Genomic DNA, 13371 nt, shown 5'->3' on the forward strand with positions numbered 1-13371 from the left:
AGTGGGTGGATGCCCGGCAAGCGTAGCAGAAAGCGTGGCAGTGGAAGAAGGAACGGGAAGCGGCCTCAGCACTCCACGATATTCACCGCCAGCCCGCCGCGCGCCGTTTCCTTGTATTTGGTCTTCATGTCGGCACCGGTCTCGCGCATGGTCTTGATGACCGAATCCAGCGACACGTAATGCATGCCATCGCCGCGCAACGCCATGCGCGCGGCGTTGACGGCTTTCACCGACGCCATGGCATTGCGTTCGATGCAGGGAATCTGCACCAGCCCGCCAACCGGGTCGCAGGTCAGGCCAAGGTTGTGTTCCATGCCGATCTCGGCCGCGTTCTCGACCTGCTCGGGCGTGCCGCCCATCACTGTGGCGAGCGCGCCGGCGGCCATCGAGCAGGCCACGCCGACTTCGCCCTGGCAGCCCACCTCGGCACCCGAGATCGAGGCATTGAGCTTGTAGAGCATGCCGATGGCGCCGGCGGTAAGCAGGAAGTCGATCACGCCCTGCGGGTTGGCGCCAGGCACGAAGCGGTCGTAGTAATGCAGCACGGCCGGGATGATGCCGGCCGCACCGTTGGTTGGCGCGGTGACCACACGGCCGCCGGCTGCGTTTTCCTCATTGACCGCGATCGCGTACAGGTTGACCCAGTCCATGACCGAGAGCGGATCGGCCAGCGCGCGCTCGGCGTGCTCGGTGAGGTTGCGGAACAGTTCGGGGGCGCGGCGCTTGACCTTGAACGGTCCCGGCAGCTCGCCGTCGGTACGGCAGCCGCGTGCCACGCAGGCCTGCATCACGGCCCAGATCTGCAGCAGGCCGGCATTGACCTCGGCCTCGCTGCGCCACACGCACTCGTTCTCCATCATCATCCGCGCGATGCTCTTCTTGCTGGCGGCCGCCATTTCCAGCATGGCGCGCCCGCTGCGGAAGGGGTACGGCAGTTGCTGGTCGGCTTCCAGGATCTGCGTGTTGGCCGCGCCGGCGGTGATGACGAAGCCGCCGCCCACCGACAGGTAGCGCCCCTCGCGGATGGGCTCGCCGCCGGCATTGAAGGCATGGAATTTCATGCCGTTGGGATGCTCGGCCATCGCCTCGCGGCGATAGAAGACGATGTGTTCCTTCTCGACAAAGGGCACGGGGTGCGTGCCCAGCAGCGATAGCGTGCGGCTGGCGCGCAGCGCGGCCAGGCGCAGCTCGATGGTGTCGGGGTCGATGGTGTCCGGCGCCTCGCCCTGCAGGCCGAGGATCACACCCTTGTCGGTGCCGTGGCCGCGCCCGGTGGCGCCGAGCGAGCCGTACAGCTCGATGCGTACGCTGGCCACTTGCGGCAGCAGGCCGTCGCGCGCCAGGCCCTGGGCAAACATCAGGGCCGCGCGCATCGGGCCCACGGTGTGGGAACTGGAGGGGCCGATGCCCACCTTGAACAGGTCGAAAACGCTGACAGCCACGGCAAGGCTCCTGGTTGGCTACGCGCCGGTCTCAGACCGACGAGTTGCCGATGTCGTTATCGGGGGCGCGCCACAGCGAGGTGGCAGCGTCCTGGGGGGTGGGTGGGGCGTCTTTCTTCGCCATCACGCTGATGGTGCCGTCGTTTTCGAGGATGGCGAAATGCACATCGCTCACGCGCTCGCAGCCGGCATGGCGCAGCGCCTTGTGCAGGTCGTCGCGCGTGATGAAGGCGCGTTTCATCACGTCGGGAAACACCTTGCCTTCGTGGATCAGTATCTCGGGGCGCCCTTCGACCACATTCTCGAAGCGCCGGCTGCGCCAGCTCAACCAGGCCAGCCCGAGATTGGCCGCGATCAGCGTCACGGCCAGGATCAGGCCGGCGGTGACCGAATTGTCTCCCGCGTTCATGGCGTTCTGCACCGCGTTGGACAGGACCAGCAGCAGCACCAGGTCAAACGGCGTGAGCTGGCCGATCTGACGCTTGCCGGAAAGCCGCAGTAACACCAGCAGGCTGCCGTAGACGATCAGTCCGCGCAGGACGAATTCCCACCATGGGGCGCTGAGATTCCACATGCGTGCTCCGTTTGCCGGGCACGGCCGGGTGGCCGCGCATCCACACCGAGCATAGCGCGCTGGCGAAGCGCCGGGGTTGCCGCGACGGCCGCAACCCCGGCATCCACCAGCTTACTCCTCAGCGTACTCGCTCATCGGCACGCACGCGCAGAACAGGTTGCGGTCGCCGTACACGTTGTCGGCACGGCCGACCGGCGGCCAGTACTTCTGCGTGCGCAGCGCGGCCACCGGGTAGGCGGCTTCCTGGCGCGTGTACTTGTGCTCCCACGCATCGGCGGTGATCACGGCGGCGGTGTGCGGCGCGTTCTTCAGCGGGTTGTCCTCGCGGTCGAAGCTGCCGTCTTCCACGCGGCCGATCTCGGCGCGGATGGCGATCATGGCGTCGATAAAGCGGTCCAGCTCGTGCAGGGCCTCGCTTTCGGTCGGCTCGATCATCAGCGTGCCCGGCACCGGGAAGCTCATGGTCGGGGCGTGGAAGCCGTAGTCCATCAGGCGCTTGGCCACGTCCTCGTTGGAGATGCCGGTGGTCTTCTGCAGCGGGCGCAGGTCCAGGATGCACTCGTGCGCCACCAGGCCGTGCTGGCCGGTGTAGAGCACGGGGAAGTGCGGGGACAGGCGGCGGGCCACGTAGTTGGCGGCCAGGATGGCGTTCTCGGTGGCGGCGGTCAGGCCGGCCGAGCCCATCATGGCGATGTACATCCACGAGATCGGCAGGATGCTGGCCGAGCCGAACGGCGCGGCGGAAACACCGCCGATGCCCTGGTCGTCGCGGCGATAGCCCACGCTGTCCTGGTTGGGCAGGAAGTCCGCCAGGTGCGCGCCGACCGCCACCGGGCCAACGCCCGGGCCGCCGCCGCCGTGGGGGATGCAGAAGGTCTTGTGCAGGTTCAGGTGGGACACGTCGCCGCCGAACTGGCCCGGCGCGGCGGTGCCGACCATGGCGTTCATATTGGCGCCGTCCACGTAGACCTGGCCGCCGTGCTTGTGCACGATGTCGCAGATCTGCTGCACGCCCTGCTCGAACACGCCATGCGTGGACGGGTAGGTGATCATGATGGCGGCGAGGTTCTTGCTGTGCTGCTCGGCCTTCTTGGCCAGGTCTTCCAGGTCGACGTTGCCGTTCTCGTCACAGGCCACCACCACCACCTTCATGCCGGCCATCTGCGCTGAGGCCGGGTTGGTGCCGTGGGCGGAGGAGGGGATCAGGCAGATGTCGCGATGGCTTTCGCCACGGCTGGCGTGATAGGCGTGGATGATCAGCAGGCCGGCGTATTCCCCTTGCGAGCCGGCGTTGGGCTGCAGGCTCACCGCGGCGTAGCCGGTCGCGGCGCACAGCATGGCTTCAAGCTGGTCGATCATCTCGCGGTAGCCGACCGTCTGGTCCAGCGGCGCGAACGGGTGCACCTTGCTGAACTCGGGCCACGTCACCGGGATCATCTCGCTGGTGGCGTTGAGCTTCATGGTGCACGAGCCCAGCGGGATCATGGTGCGGTCCAGCGCCAGGTCCTTGTCGGCCAGCATGCGCAGGTAGCGCAGCATCTCGTGCTCGGCGTGATGCGTGTTGAACACCGGATGGGTCAGGTAGGCGCTCTGGCGCGCCAGGCCGGCCGGGTAGGCGTCCTGCGCGGCGGCTTCCAGCGCGTCGAAATCGGGCACCGGCTTGCCGTGGGCGAAGATTTCCAGCAGGGTGACCACGTCTTCACGCGAGGTGGTTTCGTCCAGCGAGATGCCGATGCGGGCGGCGCCGGCGTGGCGCAGGTTGATGCCGCGGGCGGTTGCCGATGCGTGCAGGGCTTCGGTGTTGAAGCCGGTTTCCAGGGTCAGCGTGTCGAAATAGGCGGCGTTGGTGCGCGCATAGCCGAGCTGCTGCAGGCCGCCGGCCAGCGTGGCGGTCAGGCGGTGCACGCGCTGCGCGATGCGCTTGAGGCCTTGCGGGCCGTGGTACACGGCGTACATCGAGGCCATCACGGCCAGCAGGACCTGCGCCGTGCAGATGTTCGAGGTGGCCTTCTCGCGGCGGATATGCTGCTCGCGCGTCTGCAGGGCCAGGCGATAGGCCTTGTTGCCTTGCGCGTCGATCGTCACGCCAACCAGGCGGCCGGGCATGGAGCGCTTGAAGGCATCCTTGACCGCCATATAGCCGGCGTGCGGGCCGCCGAAACCCAGCGGCACGCCAAAGCGCTGCGAGTTGCCCACCGCCACGTCGGCGCCCCATTCGCCGGGCGCGGCGATCAGGGTCAGCGCCAGCAGGTCGGCGGCAGCCACCACCAGGCCGCCGGCGGCGTGCACGGCATCGGCGATGGCGCGGTAGTCGGCGACCTCGCCATTGACGCCGGGGTACTGCAGCAGCACGCCGAAGGCATGGGCGCCGGCGGCTTCCGAAGCGGGGCCGACCTTGACCTCGATGCCCAGCGGCAGGGCGCGGGTGCGTACCACTTCCAGCGTTTGCGGCAGCACGTCGTCGGCCACGTAGAAGGTATTGGAAGCGTGCTTGTTGACGCGCTGCAGCAGCGTCATGGCCTCGGCGGCCGCGGTGCCTTCGTCCAGCATGGACGCGTTGGCGATGTCCAGCCCGGTCAGGTCGGTCACCATCTGCTGGAAGTTCAGCATGGCTTCCAGGCGGCCTTGCGAGATCTCGGGCTGGTAGGGCGTGTAGGCGGTGTACCAGGCCGGGTTCTCGAAGATATTGCGCAGGATCACGCCCGGCGTCAGGGTGTTGTAGTAACCCTGGCCGATAAAGCTCTTGAGTACCTTGTTCTTGTTCGCCAGCCCGCGCAGCCTGGCCAGCGCCGCTTCCTCGGTCAGCGGCTCGGTGAACTCGCCCAGCGGCATGCCGTCGCGGCGGCGGATGGCGGCGGGGATGACGGCGTCGATCAGCGCGGCGCGGCTGTCATAGCCTAGCACCTTGAGCATGTGTTGTTGCTCGGCGGCGTCGGGGCCGATATGGCGGGAGGCGAAGGCGTCGCGCGCCTCCAGTTCGGCCAGCGTGGGCCGGGCAACTTGGGCGGCAGTCATGGGCAGGGGAGCGTTCATGGCAAGAATCTCGTGGGAGCGGTGCGGCGGGTGGTCGGCCCGGTGCGCGTCGCGGCAGTCTTTGTCCGTCATTCCCGTGGCGCGGGAATGACGATCTGGCATCAGGCGCCGACGTTGGCCTTGTAGGCGTCGGCCGACATCAGGCCGTTCACGTCGTCGCTGTTGGCCGGCTTGAGCTTGAACAGCCAGGCGTCGAAGGCGTCGGCATTGACGCTCTCGGGCGCGGCGGCGGCGGCATCGTTGACGGCGATCACTTCGCCGGCCACCGGGGCGTAGATGTCGGACGCGGCCTTGACCGATTCCACCACGGCCAGCGCATCGCCGGCACCGACGGACTTGCCCACTTCCGGCAGTTCCAGGAAGACGATGTCGCCCAGCGCGTCCTGCGCGTGGTCGGTGATGCCGATGGTCAGCGTGCCGTCGGCTTCGACGCGCACCCATTCATGGGACTCGGTGTATTTCAGGTCGGCGGGGAAATTCATGGGATTGCTCCAGATTCAATTTGTTATTCAGCGCCAGCCGGGCGGAGGTTCCGATACACGATGATCGATGGGTAACCGCCGGCTGGCGCGCTGTGACCGGGTGCGAGCGTTCAGCTCACGAGTGCCTTGCCATTACGCACAAACGGCAGTTTAACCACAGTCGCGGCGAGTTTGCGGTCGCGGATCTCGACCTGAACCTCGGCGCCGATGGCAACGTCGCGCGGCAGGCGGGCAAAAGCGATGGATTGGGACAGCGAGGGGCTGAAGGTGCCGCTGGTGATCTCGCCGTCGCCGGCGGGGGTGATCACCTTCTGGTGGGCGCGCAGCACGCCGCCTTTTTCGCGCAGGATCAGCCCGACGAACTGCTGGGTCTGGCCGCCGGCGACCAGCGCCGCCTTGCCGGTGAAATCGCGTTCGCTTTGCAGGTCCACGGTCCAGGCCAGGCCCGCGTTGAGCGGCGAGGTATGGATATCCATGTCCTGGCCGTACAGGTTCATGCCGGCTTCCAGGCGCAGCGTGTCGCGCGCGCCCAGGCCGGCCGGGCGCACGCCGGCGGCGATCAGCTTTTCCCACAGGCCGGCCACGTTCTCTGCCGGCACCACCAGTTCGAAACCGTCTTCGCCGGTATAACCGGTGCGCGCCACCATGACTTCGCCGAGCGCGGGATCCTGCACCACCACGGCGTTGAACGGCTTCAGGGCTTCGCTGGGTTGCGTCGAGGGAAAGGCGCTCCACACCTTGGCGCGGGCGTTCGGGCCCTGCACAGCGACGATGGCCAGCGGGGCCACGCCGTCGGGCGCGTTGTCGTGGCGGCGCGGCGTGATGCTCACGCCGCTATTGGTGGCCGCGTTGCGTGCGGCGATCCATTTGATATCGGCGTTGGCGGTGCCGGCGTTCACCACCAGGCGGAAGTGATCCTCGGCGAAGAAGTAGACGATCAGGTCGTCGATGACGCCGCCCTTTTCGTCGAGCATGCAGGCGTACAGCGCCTTGCCCGGCGTTTGCAGCTTGTCCACATTGTTGGCCAGCAGGCCGCGCAGGAAGGCACGCACATGCTCGCCATTGAGATCGACCACGCACATGTGGGAGACGTCGAACATGCCGGCGTCCGTGCGCACGGCGTGGTGTTCCTCGATCTGGGAGCCGTAGTTGACCGGCATGTCCCAGCCGCCGAAGTCGACCATGCGGGCGCCGATGGCGCGGTGGATAGCGTTGAGGGGCGTGGCCTGGAGCGTCATGGAATCCTCGGGGGAAGGCTAATCTCGGTTCGAAAACGAAAAAAGGGCCATCCGCCGCAGGATTCGGCGCGCAATAGCGCTGCCAAATCCGCTGCGGCGGATGACCCCTCTGTCCTCGATACCTGAGAGATTACAAGGCGGCCCCGGCTAAACCAGGACCCAGGCCTTGCGCGCCCCTTCGGTGGGCACGCTCACCATTGATTCAGCAATGGCGGGTGCCGCTCTCCAGAGTACGGCGTGCATCGTGTGCATGTTGCAAGCCGATCCGACCAGTCCATGGTGCCTGAGAGTTTTCGGGTGATACCCCTTCGGCGGCGCAAGATCTGCGCGCTCTCCCGGTCGGATGGCGCGACTCTACAGCCAGCCTCGGGGGCTTGTCAACGCGGGCGATTGCCGGGCTGGCCCGGAGGGCGGGGCGGCCTGCGGGCATGTTAACATCTGCGGCTCCGATGGCTTTTCCTGTGCCGCAGGCTTCACTCGTGGCCGCGCATGTGCTGCCCATGTACTGCCCATGTGCCGCGCGGAGCCTCGCGCCCGCCCTTGCCGGCCATCCCGCCACCCAGCCTCACCACCAGCCCTCGCATGACCCACGGACTTAATCCTGCCCAATCCGAAGCCGTTCGCTACCTCGATGGCCCCTGCCTGGTCCTGGCCGGCGCCGGTTCGGGCAAGACCCGGGTGATCACGCAGAAGATCGCCCACCTGATCGAGGACAAGGGCTTCCAGCCCAAGCACATCGCCGCGGTGACCTTTACCAACAAGGCCGCCAAGGAGATGCAGGAGCGTATCGCCAAGCTGATGGAAGGCAAGACCACGCGCGAGGGCAAGCGCATTCCGATCAAGCAGATCACCGTCAGCACCTTCCACTCGCTGGGCGTGCAGATCCTGCGCGCCGAGGCGGAGCACGTAGGCCTGAAGCCGCGCTTCTCCATCATGGATTCGGACGATTGCTTCGGCATGGTGCAGGAGCAGCTCGCCAGCACCGACAAGAAGCTGATCCGCAGCGTGCAGAGCACCATCTCGCTGTGGAAGAACGGCATGGTCGATCCCGAGACGGCCATCGCCCAGGCCGAAAACCCCGACGATCACCAGGCGGCGCTGATCTACCGCAACTACGTGGCCACGCTGCATGCCTACCAGGCAGTGGATTTCGACGACCTGATCCGCCTGCCGGCCGAGCTGTTCGCGCGCAACGAAGAGGTGCGCATGCGCTGGCAGAACCGGCTGCGCTACTTCCTGGTGGACGAATACCAGGACACCAACGCCTGCCAGTACCAGTTGCTCAAGCAACTCGCCGGCGGCTCGCACCTGCGCGCCCCGGCCTTTACGGCGGTGGGCGACGACGACCAGGCCATCTATGGCTGGCGCGGCGCCACGCTGGACAACCTGAAGCTGCTGCAGACCGATTTTCCCGACCTCAAGGTGGTCAAGCTGGAGCAGAACTACCGCTCCACAGTGCGCATCCTGGAAGCGGCCAACGCGGTCATCTCCAACAATCCCAAGCTGTTCGACAAGAAGTTGTGGAGCGAGCACGGCATGGGCGACCCCATCGCCATCAACCCGATGAACGATGAGGAGCACGAGGCGGAATCCGTGGTGTTCCGCCTGTCGGCGCACAAGTTCGAGCGGCGCGCGCAGTTCCGCGACTACGCCATCCTGTACCGCGGCAACCACCAGGCACGCCTGTTCGAGCAGATCCTGCGCCGCGAGCGCATTCCCTATGTGCTGTCGGGCGGGCAGAGCTTCTTCGACAAGGCCGAGATCAAGGACATTTGCGCCTACCTGCGCCTGATCGCCAACCCGGATGACGATCCCGCCTTCATCCGCGCCATCACCACGCCCAAACGTGGCGTGGGCAACACCACGCTGGAAGTGCTGGGCACCTTCGCCGGGCAGGCCAAGGTCTCGCTGTTCGAGGCGGCCATGATGGGCGGCATCGAGGGCAAGCTGCAGCCGCGCCAGCTGGAGCCGCTGCGCGTGTTCTGCGAGGCGATGGTGCGGCTGGCCGGGCGCGCGGCCAGCGATCCCGCTACCGAAGTGCTGGACGACCTGATGGAAGGCATCCACTACGAAGCCTACCTCTACGACATGTTCGACGAACGCCAGGCGCAGTCGCGCTGGACCAACACGCTGGAATTCCTCGACTGGCTCAAGCGCAAGGGCACCAAGCCCGAGGCCACGGGTGAAGGCGAAGCCACTGGCTTCGACACCGCCGACGGCTTTGGCGACGAAGGCAAGAACCTGCTGGAGCTGACGCAGACGGTGGCGCTGATGAGCATGCTTGAAGGCCGCGAGGAAGATCCCGACGCCGTGCGCCTGTCCACGCTGCACGCCTCCAAGGGACTGGAGTATCCGCACGTGTTCCTGGTCGGCGTGGAAGAGGGCATCCTGCCGCACTGCCGCGAAGACGAGGACATGACCGACGAGAAAATCGAGGAAGAGCGCCGCCTGATGTATGTGGGCATCACCCGCGCCCAGCGCAGCCTGCATATCAGCTGGTGCAAGAAGCGCAAGCGCGCGCGCGACACCTACTCGTGCCAGCCCTCGCGGTTTATCGGCGAGATGAAGCTGGAGGAAGCGCCCGAGATCAAGGACGAGACCCCGGCCATGAGTCCGAAAGACCGCCTGGCCGGACTCAAGGCGTTGCTGGGCACGCCCGGCAAGACCGCGGCGTAGCCAGCGCCGGACGTATAAAGCCCGAACCTACACAGCCGATACATTGCCCTACAAGCGGGACAAGACCCCGGCCTGATGCCTCATTACCATTGATCGTGCCTGGGCTGTCGTTCTGGTCCGGGCGCCGCACCGCTTCGTCCCTTCGGAGCGGGGTGGCCGGGCCGTGATGCCCGACTTCTTCCCTGTTACGCGCCTCCGTACTTTAGTGTCCGGGGGCGTTTTTTTGATGGGCAGGACCGGGGGCTGCCTCAGGTTCGCGCGATACCGATCGTGAACTCGCCCTCCAGCGTGCCGGCCGCATCCTGCAGGCGGCGCACCCGCACCAGGCCGGGATGCGCGCCGGCAATCGGGTCCTGGCTGTTCCGGTACGGCGAGGCGCCGCGAGCGCGATAAGCGGGGTGGCCGAGAAGCACTTCGCGGTTCAGCGCCTCGTCAAAGAACATCTGGGAGGTCAGCACCTCCTCCTTGCCGACATGAATTTTCAGATGGATATGCACCGCGCGCGGCGCGTACCAGCCGGGGTAGATCGTCAGGAACTGCGCGCTGCCATCGGCTCCGGTAGGTTGCACGCCCCGCAGGAAGCGAGCGGCACTGGTGGGCGCGGCGTGCATGCCGCCTTCTTCCCGCCCTGGCCCGGCGCCACCCGCGGACGGTGGTATGCGGCCTCCCCGCGCCCCGGGCGGCGGCGGCATGCCGGCCTGGTCATAGCCGCTATAGCTGCCGCCGGCATCGCAGTGCCAGATGCTGGCCAGCGCGCCGGCCACCGGCGCGCAGCCGCGGTCGGAATCCACCACGACCAGTCGCAGTCGAAGCAACTGGCCGGGCCGGCCATCGCGGATATCGCTGCGCATCAGCGCCTCGTCAATATAGAAAGGGCCCTCGGTCAGTGCCGGCGTAAGCAGGCAGGCGGTCGGCGCGGACTGCGCGGCGGCATCGCCCGCCAGCCCGATCAAGCCCGCGCCGAGCGAGCCGCCCAGCACACCGCCGAGAAAGCGGCGCCGACTGCCGGGGGAGTCATGCTTACTGCGCATCGTGTGCTCCTTGTCGGTGAGGTCCCGCAGCACCGGGTACGTTGCCCGGGCCGTCCGCGCCGAAGGCGCAGGGCATGGGCGCGGGCCCATGCGGCGGCATCGCACCGTCGGCGAAGGGGCCAGGCATCCCGCCCGGCCCCGGCCAGCGGCCCGCTTCCGGCATGGCGCGCAGGCGTTTGCGCTGGCCGGCATCCAGGCTTTCGTCAAAGGCGATCCAGCGGTCGCGCACGGCGCGGCGGTCCTTGTCGAGCGCGTCGTGCAGGTGGTCTTCGCGCTCCGCCCGGGCGCGCAGCGACGGCTCCGGCGCATTGGCCGTGCCGGTGGCATCGGACTGGCCCTCCTCGCGGATAAAGCGCGCCCGCAGTTCCAGTGCATGCGCATGCGCCTCGCGGGCGGCGGCGCGGGCGGCTTGCCAGAGGGCAGTCTGCGCCGGCGTGAGTGCCAGCGCGTCACGCAGCGAGTCGGGCGAGCCTGGCAGGCCAGGCCCGGCCGTGGCCGGCGCGCCGGTCTGCAGCGCATGGGCGGGCAAGGCCAGCGCGCACGCCGCGCACAGCGCGGCAAGCGATACCAGGGCGCGGATCGAGGGTAACAAGCGGGGTAACAAGGCTTGTGGCTGGGTCATGGGAATCTCCGTGGAAGTCTTGCGGGGAGAGGCCCGGGCTGCCGACACCATGCGGATGGCTCAAGCATAGCGGGGCGCCGGGCCGCCGGTGCGGGCCTGCCGGGTGCAAAGCGGCGGGTTGGCGACATGCCATCTTAAAAAGGCAGGCCTCCGTTTGCTTGAGCGCTTGGTCAGCGCGCCGAAGCAATGCCGTACAAAGCGGGCCGCCGGGCGGCGGGCTTTGTATCGCGCGTGATACAAAGCGGCCACAACGCGCCTATCAGGGCGCAACGCCGGGCTGGTAGAGTGAATCCCTGGCGGCGGGCGCTGCCCGGTCGAGCCCGATTCCCCCCGATTAGACACAAACCTGCCGCGAACTCCGCTGCAAACCGCCGCAATAGCCTCCTGCGAAACCCGATGGATCTTTCCCCCGCTACGCCCTTGCACTTGCTGATCGTCGACGACGATCCACAGATCCGCTCCATGCTGGCCGAGTACCTGGCCACCTTCGGCATCGAAGCCGATGGCGCGGAGGGTGGTGCCGCCATGCGCGCCGCGCTGGCCGTGCGCGACTACGACCTGGTGGTACTCGACCTCTCCCTGCCCGGCGAAAACGGCCTGGCGCTTTGCCGCGAAATCCGCGAGCGCGGCGACTTGCCGGTGATCATGCTCACCGCGCGCACCGAACTGGCCGACCGCGTGGTCGGCCTGGAAGTGGGCGCCGACGACTACGTCACCAAGCCCTTCGAGATGCGCGAACTGGTGGCGCGCATCCACACCGTACTGCGCCGCAGCCGGGGCGGCGGCGTGAAGCGCCCCCCGGCGGTGGGCGGCCATGAGCTGCGTTTCGGCCACTGGCGCCTCAATACCACGCTGCGGCAACTGGTGGACGGCGAGGACACCGTGGTGCCCTTGTCCAATGCCGAGTTCCGCCTGCTGCTGGCCTTTATCGAATACCCGAACCGCGTGCTCGACCGCGAACTGCTGATCAACCAGGCGCGTGGCCGCGATCTCGATGTCTTCGACCGCAGCATCGACCTGCTGGTCTCGCGCCTGCGCCAGAAGCTGCGCGATGACCCGCGCGACCCGGCGCTGATCCGTACCGTCCGAGGCGAAGGCTATGTCTTTACCGGCACCGTCGAAGGCTGAGCGCCCGGCCTGGGTGGCCCGCCACGACTCCATGTTCATCCGCCTGTTCCTGGTGATGGCGGCGATCATGCTGGCCGTGCACCTGCTCGGCGTCACGGTCATCGAGAGCATCTTTCCTCACCCCGGGCACAGCGGATTCACTCTCGTCCCCGGCGACGAGCCTCCGCCCCCACCGCCGGGCGAACCAGGCCGCGGGGGAGTCCCCCCGTCCGGCGCCGAAGCGGGCGCGGGCAGCAGCCAAGGCGGTCCGCCGCCGCCACGCCGGCCGCGCGGCAGCCGTGGCTTTGGCCCGCCCCGGCTGGGGCTGCTGTTCCAGCTTGCGGCCATCGTGGCTGCGTCGTGGGTGGGAGCGCGCCTGCTGGCCAGGCCCGTCCAGCGCCTTGCCAGCAGCGCCAGCCGGCTGGCCCAGGACGTGCACGCGCCGCCGCTGGACGAGGACAGCGGCCCGGCCGAGGCCCGCGACGCCGCCAAAGCCTTCAATCATATGCAGCAGCGCATCCGCACCCAGCTGGCGCAGCAATCGCGTTTCCTGGCCGCGGTGTCCCACGACCTGCGCACGCCGCTCACGCGCATGAGCCTGCGTATCGAAGGGGTCGACGACAACCAGGTGCGCTATCGCCTGCGCCAGGACCTCGCCGAGATGAACGGGCTGATCGATGCCACGCTGTATTACCTGCGCGAGCGCGACGGCGCCGCCGCGCCGCGCCAGCGCGTGGATGTGCATGCCCTGTTGCAGGCGGTGGTGGACGACGCCACGGAGATTGGCCAGGACGTCAGCCTGTCCGGCGGCGCTGAGCCTTTGCTGGCCTATCCGGCCGAATTGCGCCGCGCCGTGGTCAACCTGGTGGAAAACGCGCACCGCTACGGCGGCAGCGCGCGCATCGCGCTGGCCGACAGCGCCGAGCGCGTGGTCATCGACGTCTGCGACGACGGCCCCGGCATTCCGCCGGAAGAAATGGCGCGCGTGCTGGAGCCGTTCTACCGGCTCGAATCCTCGCGCAACCGCGCCACCGGCGGGGTCGGCATGGGCCTGTCGATCGCCGCGGATATCGTCTCGCGCCACGGTGGCGAACTGAGCCTGGCCAACCGGCCGGAGGGCGGGCTGCGCGTGCGGATCGTGCTGCCACGAGCCTGAGCGGCAGCTA

General features: G+C 67.8%; 10 protein-coding genes and 2 riboswitches. Of the genes, 3 read left to right on the forward strand and 7 right to left on the reverse strand.

Going from position 1 to position 13371, the window contains the following annotated elements; all coding sequences use genetic code 11:
• Nucleotides 1-65: 65 nt before the first annotated feature.
• The 5 genes from CF70_RS28235 to gcvT all read right to left on the reverse strand — a co-directional run bounded on the left by CF70_RS28235 (nt 66) and on the right by gcvT (nt 6769).
• Nucleotides 66-1442, reverse strand: coding sequence for an L-serine ammonia-lyase (locus CF70_RS28235; protein WP_035873071.1), 1377 nt, complete (start codon nt 1440-1442; stop codon nt 66-68).
• A 31-nt stretch (nt 1443-1473) separates the two neighbouring features.
• Nucleotides 1474-2016 (reverse strand): DUF421 domain-containing protein, encoded by a 543-nt coding sequence (locus tag CF70_RS28240; protein WP_035873074.1) that lies wholly within the window; start codon nt 2014-2016, stop codon nt 1474-1476.
• Between the two features lie 111 nt (nt 2017-2127).
• Nucleotides 2128-5049: an aminomethyl-transferring glycine dehydrogenase gene (gene gcvP, locus CF70_RS28245; RefSeq protein ID WP_035873330.1), complete on the reverse strand. Its 2922-nt coding sequence runs from the start codon at nt 5047-5049 to the stop codon at nt 2128-2130.
• A 101-nt stretch (nt 5050-5150) separates the two neighbouring features.
• Nucleotides 5151-5531, reverse strand: a complete 381-nt coding sequence (gcvH, locus tag CF70_RS28250; protein WP_035873078.1) for a glycine cleavage system protein GcvH — start codon at nt 5529-5531, stop codon at nt 5151-5153.
• Nucleotides 5532-5641: 110 nt separating this feature from the next.
• The gene (gene gcvT / locus CF70_RS28255; RefSeq protein ID WP_035873081.1) at nt 5642-6769 is read right to left on the reverse strand and encodes a glycine cleavage system aminomethyltransferase GcvT; all 1128 of its coding nucleotides are present in this window, start codon (nt 6767-6769) and stop codon (nt 5642-5644) included.
• Nucleotides 6770-6868: 99 nt separating this feature from the next.
• Nucleotides 6869-7008: riboswitch (glycine riboswitch) on the reverse strand.
• Nucleotides 7009-7029: 21 nt separating this feature from the next.
• Nucleotides 7030-7117, reverse strand: a riboswitch (glycine riboswitch).
• Between the two features lie 234 nt (nt 7118-7351).
• On the opposite strand from gcvT, the gene CF70_RS28260 reads away from it, so the two are divergent.
• Complete coding sequence (locus CF70_RS28260; protein WP_035873084.1) at nt 7352-9445, forward strand: UvrD-helicase domain-containing protein; 2094 nt, start codon at nt 7352-7354, stop codon at nt 9443-9445.
• 248 nt (nt 9446-9693) lie between these two features.
• Here CF70_RS28260 and CF70_RS28265 read toward each other — a convergent pair whose 3' ends face one another.
• The gene (locus tag CF70_RS28265) at nt 9694-10476 is read right to left on the reverse strand and encodes a protocatechuate 3,4-dioxygenase (RefSeq protein WP_035873087.1); all 783 of its coding nucleotides are present in this window, start codon (nt 10474-10476) and stop codon (nt 9694-9696) included.
• Nucleotides 10466-11098 carry a hypothetical protein gene (locus tag CF70_RS28270; protein WP_035873089.1) on the reverse strand — a complete coding sequence of 211 codons (633 nt, stop codon included), beginning with the start codon at nt 11096-11098 and terminating at the stop codon, nt 10466-10468. The genes CF70_RS28265 and CF70_RS28270 overlap by 11 nt, the downstream gene beginning before the upstream one ends.
• A gap of 396 nt (nt 11099-11494) precedes the next feature.
• On the opposite strand from CF70_RS28270, the gene CF70_RS28275 reads away from it, so the two are divergent.
• Both CF70_RS28275 and CF70_RS28280 read left to right on the forward strand, forming a co-directional pair.
• Nucleotides 11495-12226 carry a response regulator gene (locus CF70_RS28275; protein ID WP_035873092.1) on the forward strand — a complete coding sequence of 244 codons (732 nt, stop codon included), beginning with the start codon at nt 11495-11497 and terminating at the stop codon, nt 12224-12226.
• On the forward strand, nt 12198-13361 hold the full coding sequence (locus CF70_RS28280; protein ID WP_051649135.1) for an ATP-binding protein: 1164 nt from the start codon (nt 12198-12200) through the stop codon (nt 13359-13361). The genes CF70_RS28275 and CF70_RS28280 overlap by 29 nt, the downstream gene beginning before the upstream one ends.
• Nucleotides 13362-13371: the final 10 nt, after the last annotated feature.

The organism is Cupriavidus sp. SK-3 (genome assembly GCF_000611145.1).
Lineage (GTDB): Bacteria > Pseudomonadota > Gammaproteobacteria > Burkholderiales > Burkholderiaceae > Cupriavidus.

Coding starts and splice junctions, on each gene's coding strand:
- CF70_RS28240 (WP_035873074.1), bottom strand. CDS start 2,016: ATGTGGAATCTCAGCGCCCCATGGTGGGAATTCGTCCTGCGCGGACTG.
- CF70_RS28270 (WP_035873089.1), bottom strand. CDS start 11,098: ATGACCCAGCCACAAGCCTTGTTACCCCGCTTGTTACCCTCGATCCGC.
- CF70_RS28280 (WP_051649135.1), top strand. CDS start 12,198: ATGTCTTTACCGGCACCGTCGAAGGCTGAGCGCCCGGCCTGGGTGGCC.
- gcvH (WP_035873078.1), bottom strand. CDS start 5,531: ATGAATTTCCCCGCCGACCTGAAATACACCGAGTCCCATGAATGGGTG.
- gcvT (WP_035873081.1), bottom strand. CDS start 6,769: ATGACGCTCCAGGCCACGCCCCTCAACGCTATCCACCGCGCCATCGGC.
- gcvP (WP_035873330.1), bottom strand. CDS start 5,049: ATGAACGCTCCCCTGCCCATGACTGCCGCCCAAGTTGCCCGGCCCACG.
- CF70_RS28275 (WP_035873092.1), top strand. CDS start 11,495: ATGGATCTTTCCCCCGCTACGCCCTTGCACTTGCTGATCGTCGACGAC.
- CF70_RS28265 (WP_035873087.1), bottom strand. CDS start 10,476: ATGCGCAGTAAGCATGACTCCCCCGGCAGTCGGCGCCGCTTTCTCGGC.
- CF70_RS28260 (WP_035873084.1), top strand. CDS start 7,352: ATGACCCACGGACTTAATCCTGCCCAATCCGAAGCCGTTCGCTACCTC.